12 protein-coding genes are annotated in these 12704 nt (G+C 47.3%); 3 read left to right on the top strand and 9 right to left on the bottom strand.

Going from position 1 to position 12704, the window contains the following annotated elements; translation table 11 throughout:
• Window positions 1-98: 98 nt before the first annotated feature.
• Together MHH25_RS05820 and MHH25_RS05815 are read right to left on the bottom strand one after the other, a co-directional pair.
• On the bottom strand, window positions 99-893 hold the full coding sequence (locus tag MHH25_RS05820; protein ID WP_340019443.1) for a nucleotidyltransferase domain-containing protein: 795 nt from the start codon (window positions 891-893) through the stop codon (window positions 99-101).
• Between the two features lie 26 nt (window positions 894-919).
• Window positions 920-2413 carry a TROVE domain-containing protein gene (locus MHH25_RS05815; protein WP_340019442.1) on the bottom strand — a complete coding sequence of 498 codons (1494 nt, stop codon included), beginning with the start codon at window positions 2411-2413 and terminating at the stop codon, window positions 920-922.
• Window positions 2414-2784: 371 nt separating this feature from the next.
• Between MHH25_RS05815 and MHH25_RS05810 the strand changes: the two genes are divergently transcribed.
• Together MHH25_RS05810 and MHH25_RS05805 are read left to right on the top strand one after the other, a co-directional pair.
• On the top strand, window positions 2785-4140 hold the full coding sequence (locus MHH25_RS05810) for a WYL domain-containing protein (protein ID WP_340019441.1): 1356 nt from the start codon (window positions 2785-2787) through the stop codon (window positions 4138-4140).
• Window positions 4088-4972, top strand: a complete 885-nt coding sequence (locus tag MHH25_RS05805; protein ID WP_340019440.1) for a WYL domain-containing protein — start codon at window positions 4088-4090, stop codon at window positions 4970-4972. Before MHH25_RS05810 ends, MHH25_RS05805 begins: the two co-directional genes overlap by 53 nt.
• Before the next feature lie 115 nt (window positions 4973-5087).
• Here MHH25_RS05805 and MHH25_RS05800 read toward each other — a convergent pair whose 3' ends face one another.
• The 6 genes from MHH25_RS05800 to MHH25_RS05775 form a co-directional block, all read right to left on the bottom strand.
• A complete protein-coding gene (locus MHH25_RS05800; RefSeq protein WP_091034173.1) occupies window positions 5088-5591 on the bottom strand; it encodes a hypothetical protein in 504 nt (167 codons plus the stop codon).
• 183 nt (window positions 5592-5774) lie between these two features.
• The gene (locus tag MHH25_RS05795; RefSeq protein ID WP_339785913.1) at window positions 5775-6515 is read right to left on the bottom strand and encodes a hypothetical protein; all 741 of its coding nucleotides are present in this window, start codon (window positions 6513-6515) and stop codon (window positions 5775-5777) included.
• The gene (locus MHH25_RS05790) at window positions 6512-7210 is read right to left on the bottom strand and encodes an ABC transporter ATP-binding protein (RefSeq protein ID WP_338591598.1); all 699 of its coding nucleotides are present in this window, start codon (window positions 7208-7210) and stop codon (window positions 6512-6514) included. Before MHH25_RS05790 ends, MHH25_RS05795 begins: the two co-directional genes overlap by 4 nt.
• Entirely contained in the window at window positions 7203-7589 is a 387-nt protein-coding gene (locus MHH25_RS05785; RefSeq protein WP_036606428.1) for a GntR family transcriptional regulator, read from the bottom strand. Before MHH25_RS05785 ends, MHH25_RS05790 begins: the two co-directional genes overlap by 8 nt.
• Before the next feature lie 225 nt (window positions 7590-7814).
• A complete protein-coding gene (locus MHH25_RS05780) occupies window positions 7815-8681 on the bottom strand; it encodes an aldo/keto reductase (protein WP_340019439.1) in 867 nt (288 codons plus the stop codon).
• A gap of 44 nt (window positions 8682-8725) precedes the next feature.
• The gene (locus MHH25_RS05775; RefSeq protein ID WP_076329453.1) at window positions 8726-9283 is read right to left on the bottom strand and encodes an STM3941 family protein; all 558 of its coding nucleotides are present in this window, start codon (window positions 9281-9283) and stop codon (window positions 8726-8728) included.
• A gap of 563 nt (window positions 9284-9846) precedes the next feature.
• Here MHH25_RS05775 and MHH25_RS05770 point away from each other — a divergent pair.
• Window positions 9847-11862 (top strand): S9 family peptidase, encoded by a 2016-nt coding sequence (locus tag MHH25_RS05770; protein ID WP_340019438.1) that lies wholly within the window; start codon window positions 9847-9849, stop codon window positions 11860-11862.
• 142 nt (window positions 11863-12004) lie between these two features.
• Here MHH25_RS05770 and MHH25_RS05765 read toward each other — a convergent pair whose 3' ends face one another.
• Entirely contained in the window at window positions 12005-12694 is a 690-nt protein-coding gene (locus MHH25_RS05765) for a stalk domain-containing protein (RefSeq protein WP_053061461.1), read from the bottom strand.
• Window positions 12695-12704 lie beyond the last annotated feature (10 nt).

Below are 12704 nucleotides of genomic sequence, written 5' to 3'. Positions count from 1 at the left end.
ACAAAATTTATTTTCATATAACAGTTTACAAACGCGGGTCTACTCGCTCTGACTCCAGCGAAAGCATCGCCAGCACAAAATTTTTCCTCTTAATCCCGTTAGCCCCACACCTCTTGCAATGCAAAACGGAAAATCCGGTCCAATTCTTCAAATTGAATAATCTGCTCATTCTCCATCTGCCCGGCCAGTCGTTCAAAATGCTCGATCTTCTCCGCCAAATAAGCTTGTATAGCTGGCAACTTCGGCTCCAGATCCAGTTCCTCGCCCGCCTTTTTCCGGCGTAGTAACTCATGAATCTCCGTATATAGCGGTGTAGTCGCAGGTACAAGTTCTTGCACAAGCTCTTCAAATGCCATCGGTGGCATCGCATCATAACGTTCGATCCAGCCACAAGCCAGTAAGGGGCGAAGAACATAGAAATACTTTTTGATCCTCACCTGGTCCCCTTGTAAATAATCGCGGAAGTTCCCCTTTGCCATATTCAGATAATGATACATGCAGGACTTGGGCGAGAAGGTCAAAGGCGACAGTGCACGGATATGCTGTGCCACACTATACTGTTCATCATACTGAATGGGGGATTGCAGCCACTCCAGCAGTGGTGGATTTGATTTGCGAAACAGCTTCAACGCTTTGCGCAGATCCCAACCATTAATATCGAGCTGATCACTGATTGGGCGTTCGATAACATCCCTTTTATCCTCAATCGACAAGTACCATTCCAGTGGTCTTACATACAGAAAACGCACATCATAATCACTGTCTTGGGAAGGAAATCCCCACGCTCGACTGCCCGATTCACAGGCATAGATGATTCGTACCTGCTCCTCCTGTTCAATCTGCTTCAGCTGTTGTCTAATCATATCTCTCATTTCTTCATGAACGTAGGTCATGGTCAGCCGCCTCCAAATTCCCTCAATTAAATCTCTATCTCTCTCACCCGGTTCGCGAGTGTATCATATCCTGCCACAGTCTCGGCAATATACGTCAATACCGTTTCACTCCAACCGTAGATGTAAAAGGTTTTGCCATCCCGTGGCGGTACCATTGCCTGCTGATAAGGTGCTATATCCACAATAAATGCCTTCAACTCCGGATTCATCATCCGGCGATATCGCTCAAGCTCGGCATATAACGGGCTGCCTTCATTCTGCTGTTCATCGGTGATCATAATGATCTGATCCACTTTTTCTCCGATATCCCGAAGTTCCCGCACCGGTCGACCGGTGTCTGTTCCACCTTGTGCGCGAATACGGTGAGCTTGGGCAAGAATGCTTTCATTCATCTTCGGACGAGCATCCTCAACCATATGGTCGAATAACCAGAACAGCGCATTACCTCGTGTTTGTTTATAAAGCGCCAGTGCCAGCACCGAACCAATCTGTAAATAATCCCCTTGCATGGAACCGGAGCGATCCAGGAAAATAGCTGTTCTTCCCGGCAGCGTTGGCAGGTTACCAATGGATAGCTCCACCGCTTGTCGCAAAGCATCCCGCAGCTCTTCTCTTGCGATCATTTCATACGCACTGGCGAAGCGGAAAGGCAAGATGCGAGACTTGCGCAGGGCTTCTGCATCCGTTAAACGACCCGTTACGTAATCGATATTTTCCGATTTTTCAAACACTCCCGCCCGATCCATCGCATTCAGATGGCGCAGCAACGCAAAAGTCGGCATTTGTGACATTAACGCCTCCCACACCGTACGTGTCGGTTGCATGATCGAGGTGACCACCGAATACGGGAGTTTACCTTTCTCGATCAGATGCATCCGACTTGCCGGGTTTGGGGTAGCCTTCAGCTTTTCCAGCGCCTGCAACTGCGGAAGTTCCGTAAGATCCACCTCATGCCCGCGCAAATAACGGAATAAGGCTTGCTGCTTCAGATCTATCGGCTTGGGATGTGCTGTAGCGATCATATCACCCAGATTATATCCACGCCCACGTCCGTTGTATTTGATCGCCCAGTATTCGCTGATCCCGTTCAAAAAGAGACTCACCTGACGTTTCACCGCTCGACCGCCCTGTCCCCGACCTGTTCCTCTTAGAATCGTCAGAAAATCGGCCAAGTCAGCCGGTGTCTGTACGACCTTGGAGAACACCTTTGCAAACTGATCCGCGTCTACTTTGGACAGGAGTGCCAGCCCGTATAGAGGCTGTAACCGCATCAAACCTTCATTACGAGCATAGACCAGCGCCCGCGCCATAAACCCTGCATCGACCTCAGCCATCTCCTGATGACTGACCAACGCATCGTCCATCAGTTGCTGGGTATCTGCATAGAACGTATTGTTCAATGTATTGGTCATCAACATCTGTATATATTGTTCCTCCACCAATCGCTCATAGGCTCCATAGCCCCCATGATTACGTGTCGTTGGCTGAGGTTGATTAAATAATTGTTTCGCTCTGCTCATCACTCATGACCTCCCGGTTTGAGTCTATTTGCTGTTCTTTCATAATAAAATGTTCCGAGGAAAAAGGTGGGAAGGTATAATACCCGCTCTACCGCTGAGCTACACCGCCATGAACGGCGGCGATTGGATTCGAACCAACGACCTGGTCGATTAACAGTCGAAGTAACCCTCCCTGGCGCCTCGGAACCTTGATCCACAGTGCTTGTTGCTGCCCCGCTTCACAACCTCATTATGCCTCACGCACCTACACGCGAACATGGCGAAAGTATGGCGACGAATCATTTTCTGAAATGGAGTCAACCTTCACAAGTTTAAAATGAAACCTGCCACTCTTCCTGCTACAATGAAGGGATAACAAGGAGTGAATGTTCATGGCAAGAGAGAGTTTTGACAAAGAAATTCAGTTCTTACGCATGTTATCCCTAACAAGCGGTGCGTATAACCGCAAACAGTATGCCGAGCGGCTTGGCATATCCGTACATACCTTTGATAAAACCAATCGCAGATTAAAAGAAATCATGCAGACCGTCGCTGACCAGCGCTCAGGTGCCGAAGCAAGCTGGGAAATGGCGGATCTCGTCCGCTTCCAGTATGGCGAATCCGCTGAACCAATGCTGCTCTTCCTCTTCCGCGCCAAGTCGATGAAAGAGACTGAAGTTCAGCGTCTTTCCGTCCTTTTGCATACCCTACAAGATACAGCCCTGACCGCGATGGAACTGTTGGACGCCTGCTGTGCTGATCTGCCGGAAGATCTGGCGTTACCTGACGAGAAAACCATTCGCTCTGATCTAAAGTATCTGGAAGAGGTTGGGGTTATTCGAAAAGAGCCAGGTGGCAGGCCATATCGATATGCTTTACAACAGGATGTCCTTACCCAATTAACTGTGGAGGAACAGCTGGAGTTGTATGATTTTGTGGATATGATGGCGAATACCCAAGTTCCTTCCGTACAGGGGTACTTATTGCGGGACAGTTTGAAAAAAGCCATTACGGTAAGTTTTCCGCAAGAAGAAGCTACCGAACCCTATATCTATAAGTATCACTATTATTCTCGTATTCTGGACGAAGCTCATCTCTACACGCTGCTTAGTGCGATTCGTCAGCGCAAACGTGTGCAGTTCCTATACTATTCACCGAAAAAACCATCCAGCTACAGTTCACAGAATACGAATCCACGCTTTGAACGGGAAGCAGATGGTCGATCCAATCGGATCGTGCCCCTTGAAGTGATTTATGACCATCAGTATGGTCGTTGGTATGTAATTGGATATCAGGGGCGCCGCGGCTTTGTTAAATTCCGGATGGAAGGCATAACCCAACTGGAGGAACAGGATTCAGTAGAAGAGGAATACATGCTCGAATTGAAGCAGCAGTGGACCGACATTAGTCGCTACAGTTGGCTCGTGGATACGGGGAATACCGTGACGGTTCAAGCACGCTTTTTCCACCCGGAGCGTGGTCAGCGCAACTTCATTCTGGATCGGGTTCGTCTGCAAGGTCAATGGGGCAAGATTATACCCGAAACGGATCATACCTTTCTCTACGAAATCCAGGTCAACGGTACCACCGAGATCAAACCGTGGTTACGGAGTTTTGGCTCAAGCTGCGAAATCATCGCACCTCAGAGACTACGCCAGGAGATGATCAAGGAATGGAAGGAGATTGCGGAATATTATGAACCTGTTCGAGAAGATGTTCAATTACCAGATGATGACGCGATTGAATGAAACCGGACTGTTCACCTGGACCTCACAGGAACGGGCCTGGCTTCGTATGATGCTGAATCACCCTGCTGCGAGAGAAGCGCTGAGCCCTGTAACGTTGGATAAAATGCACAATATGTTGAATAGTGAGCAGGACCTGAACCTTCAAGATTACCTGACCGAAAAAGCCAAAAGCGAAGAAAACAGTGTCTCTCACCCACTACTTCGACAGTTACGGCTAATCATTCTGCATCATCAGGGATTTCGCATGACGGGTCGCGTCCGCAATGGACGCACGAGCCATGATGAATTTGGCTTCCCGTATAAACTGGAGTATTCCATGGTCAAAAAAGAATGGTACGTGCTCTGGTATGCTCCTCGCTTCGACAAACTCATGTCGACCAAGCTGCACAGCATCGTTACCGTGGAAGCCCAACCGGTTGAACCGGATACCGCTTCTGGCTACACTGCCCGAATTGCTGTGATAACGGAAAAGCGCAAAACGACCATCACCATCGAAGTACTGCCCGAGTTCAATCAGGAGCTGTCTCGAATCCTCTATGCCTTCTCCTGCTTCGAGAAACAGGTCGAGTACCTGGAAGCCGAGCAGACGTATCGAATCGAGCTGACCGTTCCGCGGAATGAGATGGATTATGTTTTATCCAAGATGCGTTTTCTCGGCAAACGGGTTCGAATCGCTGACCACACGATGCTGCGGGAGAGGATGTCCGAGACAGCTGCCAAGGCATTGGCCCGTTATGTAGAAAAAGATCCTGATATGCATCCCGAACGCGCGAATGAAGTTCAGCACCGCCAACACGAGGAAGGCTCTCTTGCGAAAGTCGATGGCCAATGATTTGGCCCCATATAGCAAAAAAGGTCTGGATAACCTTATCCAAACCTTTTTTTGCTATACCTACTTGCTCGTAATGTCGTAAACTTATCAGCGGAAGTAATTCTACTCGATCCACTTACGTTGCTCCACCACTGCTGGCTGCCGAGTTCCGTCTTTTATTAATCGCATGCACGCCCATAACCACGGCAATTAATTCATACGTGTCCAGTTGTTCCGACTGGTTGTCTAATACAAATGCGCCTGAACTGAACCAGCCACTGGTACGGCGGAAACTTGCCACGATGCGGCCACCACTGCCACTTATATCATATTCCTGCGAAAATGCTGGAGCAGACACATCATACGTACCGCGTGATCCTGCATCATACTCATACTTTTTGCTGAAGAAACTAAATCTCGCTCGCAATACGCCCAGATGTCTCCCATCGGCTGCAGTGATATCCCAACGATTGGTTAACATGCGGAATTTGCCACTGCAAACCAATCCCGAGTTATCTGATACATCGAGCGAAGAGCCAAAAACACTTTTCAAATCGAGATGCCCGGCCTGTTCCTGATTTGGATTCATGATCTCGGTGTAACCCGCATTAAAAAAGTTATCCCTAAAGTATAGTTCCATAACGATTGCTCCTTTCCCTTACATATCCTTTTGTTCTGTTTAACCTAATCTCGCATCGAGCACACAATATATCTATATATACGTATAATTAATGGTAGTGGATTCAAAATATGGATTAAAACAGGATGTAAAAAAAAAACGAGCAACCCTGGTTGCTCGCATCACGTTCAAGTTATCCTGTCATCAGACTTCAACTTTTTTGTTGTTCAGGTAAATGGTTGCCCACACCAAGATAACGGCTACGATCATTTCAAATACAATGCTTACCCACATGCCGTCCGACCATAATACGCCATTGGCTGTGATTGCAATACCTGTACTTTCTTCCGTATACCGGAACATCTCATTTGGACTGAAGCGTCCAGTCGTAATAATATTCTCCAACCAGCCAATCAGATTAACGAGGACAAAGAATGCAACGATTCCGATCCATGGTCCCGTTTTCCAGCGGAAGCTGCCTGCAATCGAGATCGAAAGGAAGATAATGACGGTCATGAATACCATAACCCATGCGCTAAACAGCAACAAACTAATATAATCCGAAACATGCAGACCCGAAAGATCAATATTGCTAGCCATGTTCATTCTGAGCTTCATTGAAATATAGATGTAGGCATGAGTCGTAAAAATAATGACTAACCCCAACCCGCAAAGTAGTCCAAAGATCAAAGGAGACAACACATGTGATAGGCCCGTTACGGGTAACAGACGGCGATTATAAGAGCGGATATTGGACGTGTATGTTTTAATCATTTTCACATAAATAGCCACACCAACTCCAACATAACCCATAATGCCAAGCACAATCCCTGTGACCTCAGACACGAAAAGGGAAAGCCCTACTTGAGCGATAATCAAAATAACTAGCCCAGCCAGCAGTGTATTCCAGTTCCTTCTAAAGTCATACTTCAATAATGTCATCATTCCGCATAGACCTCCTTGAACATCTCATCCACACTTTTCCCATATTTCAGACGGAGCGTTTCCACTTCTTCTCGCATCACCAGTTGACCTTCACGAATGAAGACCACTTCATCAAAAATCCGTTCGATATCATTCACCAGATGTGTGGAGATGATCAGACTGCTCTCTTCATCATAGAACTTGACGATCGCATCCAGAATCTTGCCACGCGCAACCGGATCTACTCCGCCAATCGGTTCATCCAGCAAATACAGACGAGCCTTACGAGAAAGTGCCAGTGTTAGTTGTAGTCGTTCATTCATCCCTTTCGACAGATGCCGTACCCGGTCACTCTCGACAAGATTCATGAAGTCCAGCATCTCCCGTGCCTTCTCCTCATCAAAATCAGCATAGAAATCGCGATAGTACGAAATCGCATCCCGCACTCTCATCCACTTTTCGGTTAATGGACGATCCGGCATAAATGAAACCAGTGACTTCGTCTCCAGCCCCACAGGCTTACCTGTGACTTGAATCGTTCCACTGCTCGGATGCAGCAAACCTGCAACCAGCTTCATGAGCGTACTTTTGCCACTGCCGTTGCTACCCAGCAGACCTACGATTCTCCCTGGAGCAATATCCAAAGTAATATTACTGAGCGCTTTCTTATTGCCATATGTCTTATTGATCTGGTTCAGTTCAAGGATGTTACTCATGCGTTGTTCCTCCCTTTCCTTCCGCAACGGCATCGGCTACGATGGATAAGATATCCTGCTCTTCAATCCCCAGTTCCTGCATTCCGGTCAGAAAACGTTCCAGTAATTCACCGGCCATCTCTTTTTTGATCGTCATAATCTTCCGCTCCTCACTGGTCACATATCTGCCCAAGCCCCGTTTGGTTTCGACCACTTCTTCCCGCTCAAGCTCCTGAAATGTCCGTTGTACTGTATTTGGATTGATCTGTAGTTCGGCCGCCAGTTCACGAACCGAAGGAATTTTGTCACCTGCTTGAAGTGTCCCGGTTACAATCTGTCTTTTGATGTACTGCATGATCTGCAGATAGATCGGTAAGTTGTTATCAAATTCTATAGTCACAAAGCTCTCGCTCCTCTCTGTACTGGTGTGTTAGTTACATAGTACACTAGTGAAATAGTGTTGTAAAGCCCATTTGTTATAAATATATAATCGCTCAGTTGATGAGCAAGCTTTGGTTATCCAAATACATACAAAAAAAAGAGCAGATCGTGAAGATCTGCTCTGCATAACTCATTAATCGTATTGTCATCTCATTCATATGCTTATCCGATAAAGTAGAACCAGCTACACGATATCTAAAGGTACCTTACCTTTAGGCGCAGGGAATGCCTCATCCAAACAGGTCCGTTCCTCTGGTGTCAAAACGATATTCACTGCTGCTGCATTGTCTGCCACATGATTCAGCTGTACCGCCTTGGGAATCGCCAGCACATCTCCGTCCCTGATCACCCAGGCTAATGCGATCTGCGAAGTTGTAACTCCTCGATCCTGCGCAATCTTCTGAATGACTGGATGCTCCAACAATTCACTGCGAAGTCTGCCACCCTGTGCCAGTGGACAATACGCCATAACAGGAACGTTACGTTCCCGCATCCAGGGAAGCAGATCATGTTCAATACCACGCGAAGCTGCATGGTAAAGCACCTGATTCACCATGCACCGAGACCCCTCCGGCAGACTCCATAATTCCTGCATATCCCTTGTATCCAGGTTTGAGACACCCCAACGCAAAATTTTACCGGATTGCTTCAATTGTTCCAATGCCTGAACCGTCTCTTCAAGTGGTACTCCTCCCCGCCAGTGGAGCAAATACAGATCCAGACGATCTGTACCAAGACGCGTGAGACTACGCTCACAAGCGGTAATCATCTGCTTGCGATCTGCATGATGGGGATATACTTTGGATACGAGAAAAACGTCATCACGCAGGCCCGAGATGGCCTTTCCCGTAACGACTTCTGCCCCACCTTCTGCATACATCTCCGCTGTATCAATCACGGTCATTCCAAGTTCAATACCGGAACGCAGTGCGCGTACTTCTTCTTGCTGGCTGGATTGTTTCTCTCCCATGTTCCATGTGCCTTGTCCTATCGCAGGCAGTGCAGTTCCATCCGGAAGTAGAATCGTGCGTGTTTGATTACCATGCATCATCTATATTCCTCCATTCTGAAGACTCTATGGACATTGTGACCTCTCTAACGACGACTATACGAATCATAAATCATATTATCACTCACATGTCTCCAGTGGCTCATCATCATGATATACAATTGATCCAGTGGCACTGTGAGGCTACTCTGGGCAACGCTGATGGTCGCATCGACCATATTGCTGTTGACCGTCATCAATTTGCGTTTCATCCCGTTCTGGCGATCCAGAAAGGCTTTCTCGTCCCGCAATTTGACCCCGATCATTTTCTGTCCCATCAATTCATACATAAAAATATTCTCAACGTCGTTCCAAGCCACGGCTCCTCCTGCGGTATAAGAAGATGCATCCACAAACCCATCCTCATCGATTACAAAAGAAGGTTCCTTCTTAATCATCTTTACCAGACTGTAACAGAAACATAGCCCAAAAAACAAAATGGATAGAAGTCCAATCACATCCGAAAGGATGGAATCATTCGTAACTGAAGAACGATCAAAAATCAAAAAAAATCCGGCTGCCACAAAGAGTGCCGCCCCTGCCGTAAGCCACGCCATTCGTTTCCGGTTTGGATATTCCACATGTTGCTCATAGGATGTGCTCAACGTGACGTTCCTCCTCCATTGCGACTGAATCATACGAGTTCTATATAAACGAATGGCTAAGAACCAAATACCTGAAATGTAGAACAGGAATTGCATTGTACATTAAACCAAATTCACCAATGTTAAACATTAAAATTAGACCGTTTTTCGTCATTTCTGCGCTTATTCAACATTAGGATTCGTCATCCTTCGAGCAAATCCTTTTAACACACCTATATGAATTGAACTAAAGAATGTTTGCACCGGCCACTCCGATGACAGAACAACCTTCCGATCGCTGTTATCCCCAGATTTTTCGATTCCACTTTTTCAAAGTGAAAATCCGGGGATAGCCTATGCTTCCGATGCAGCTTTCTTTCAGAAAGCTTTTAGGCGAACGCTCCGCTTCTTCAGGTTATTTCTGTCCTCTACGTTACGTGCAAATATTTAATTCAATGAATATACATTGTTAAATGTCTTCCCCCTCCCTCATTACACTTATTGTCCTGTCCCTTGCTTTCCGTTAATATAAATGGAAAGGTTAGGAAATTAACCAATTCTAATTCATGGTGGGAGGACAAACAATGATGAGTCAGCGCGGCATAACAGCGGAAGATCTTTATCAGATTACATGGGTTAATGATCCAACTCCGTCCCCTCAAGGCGGACAACTGGTATATGTAAGCCGGAAAACGAATGAAGCACGTGACGGTTATTGTTCTCACCTAAGACTGTTGCATCTGGGGAGTCAGAAGGACAGGCCTTTTACCTCTGGAGAGAAGGATCATTCCCCTGCCTGGTCGCCAGATGGGTCTCAGCTTGCTTTTATACGAGAGGTTGATGGTAAATCCCAAGTGTGGATCATTGCAACAGATGGCGGAGAAGCACGGCAAATCAGTCACCTGAAACATGGCGTCAGTTCCCTGCTCTGGTCACCAGATGGTCATACCTTACTTGTGAAATCATCCGTGGATATGAGCGGACAAGAAGAATTAGAACCTACAGATCCTATAAACGATAAACCCAAACTGCTGCAAGAACATGTTGTAGACCGGATTCGCATGAAATCAGATGCCAGTGGATTGTGGAAAGGAAGACGTTCCCATCTCTTCACCATCGCGCCGATTGACGCGTACGCGGAAGCAACCCCGGTAACTACAGGTCATTATGACGTTGGAGACTACGCCTGGTCCCCGGATGGAACATCCATGGTATGGATCACGCAAATGCCTGAAGAAGGCGAGGACAATAATGATTACACCCTGACTAATCATGTGTACCTTGCCAAAGCAGACGGATCGGATGTGCAGCAGTTAACCCCGGAAGGATATACGTTCAGCCGACTGGCCTTTGCACCGGATGGACAATCCATTGCACTGCTCGCCAGTGACCGTTCCTATGGAAATGCCACACTTGTGAAGCTGTACACCCTTCCAGTATCAGGTGGTGAACTCGTATGTCTGAGCACGGATTGGGACGTACAGTTGAATCACAGCATTGTTGGCGACATGCGATCACATCTGACAACTACGGGGCCATTATTCAGCAGGGATGGTTCTTCAATCTTCTGTCTGGCGACCATCCATGGTAGTGTACGCATCGCCAAATTCGCACGAGACGGCAGCAGTGCCGACTATATATGGCCTGACGAACGGGAGATTTATCAATTTGTGGAATTGGAAAACGGACAGATCGTTGCCGCTGTTGCCGATACACGAAATCCTGGTGATCTCTATATGTATGAACAACCGGAAGATTCCGGTGTAGAACCGATTCAGCTCACCCGCAGCAACCCACAGCTTGAGGATGAGATCCATCTCAGTACACCGGAAACCTTCTGGTTTAATTCCTCAGATGGCCTACGGCTGCAAGGATGGATCATGAAACCTCATGGCATGGTCGACGGGGTCAAAATCCCGACCATTCTGGAGATTCATGGCGGCCCGCACATGATGTATGGTTTTACGTTTATGCACGAGTTCCAAATTCTCGCCGCACAAGGCTACGCTGTTGTGTATATCAATCCACGCGGTGGCCTCGGATACGGGCAGCAGTTTGTAGACGCCTGTCGCGGAGATTATGGCGGTGGCGATTATCGCGATCTCATGGAGAGTGTGGATTATGCCCTGTCCCAGTATGAGTTTATCGATGAATCACGATTGGGCGTAACCGGGGGCAGTTATGGTGGCTTCATGACCAACTGGATTGTTGGACACACGGACCGCTTTAAGGCGGCTGTTACCCAGCGTTCCATCTCCAATTGGCTATCCTTCTACGGTGTAAGTGACATTGGATATTTCTTCACGGAAGACCAGATTGGCGGTAACGCGTGGGATGACACGGAAAAACTGTGGAAACATTCCCCGCTCGCTTATGTCGGCAACGTCAGTACTCCGCTGCTCATTTTACATGGCGAACAGGATCTGCGGTGTCCGATTGAGCAGGCCGAGCAATTGTACATTGCGTTGAAACGACGCAAACAGACCACTCGTCTTGTTCGTTTCCCAGGTGCCAACCACGAGTTATCTCGTGGGGGTCACCCCCACTTAAGAGTACGTCGTCTGGAGCATATTGCCGGTTGGTTTAACGAGCACTTGTAACGAACTAATATTTAGACTATTAATTACACTATTAATTTAGAGTATAGGACCAGATATAGATTAAACCCTAAAAGCCGTCCAATGAAATCTGTTATGATTTCAACGGACGGCTTTTGCTGTTCACCTTTTATAGAAGGAAAGATTACTCTTCGCCCCACACTACGGTGATTTCATTCAGATCCTTGTTGGTTGCAGACACCGAACCTGTGATCGTTACGGCATATTTGCCATCTTCACGACCCACGATGCTGAAGCCGTCTGCCTGGATATCCTGAGTGTTCTGACTCAAATTTTTGGTCTGGTAGTAGTCTTTGTAGGATGTTCCAACGGTTAGCAACGTTTCTTTGGTTGTGTACGTGAGCACTACTTTTTTGTCACCATCCATTATGTTCTCAATGAGACTTGTTGCCTTCGCATCCTTCGGTAATGGGAAATCAGCCGGAAGATACTTGGACTTCACTCCTGCCGCCTGTGTGTTTGTACCTGTTGAGGGCGATGTCGATCCGCTGTTGCCTGTGGATGTTGACCCACCAGAAGAGCTTGAAGAGCCGATGCTTACTTTATTGTTTTGGGAATCATACTTCACTTCGGTCTTTAACGCATCAGCAATCGAACGAACGGGGAGATATGTACTGCCTTGATATGTAATTGGCGCAAGCTTTTTGCCCTGGTCACCTGTCGGTGTAAATTTCTGTCCGTTCACTTCGATGGCGAGCCCATGGTTCAGATAAGCTTTGATTGTCTCCAGTTGTGTACCTGCATATACACCTGCCGATCCGGTTAACACCATGCCAAACACACCCGCAGCAATCAACCACTTTTTGCTTTTCATCCCTAAACGC

It is taken from the genome of Paenibacillus sp. FSL H3-0457 (assembly GCF_037981725.1).
GTDB classification, from domain to species: domain Bacteria; phylum Bacillota; class Bacilli; order Paenibacillales; family Paenibacillaceae; genus Paenibacillus; species Paenibacillus amylolyticus.
This window is presented reverse-complemented; position numbering and strand designations above follow the sequence as displayed.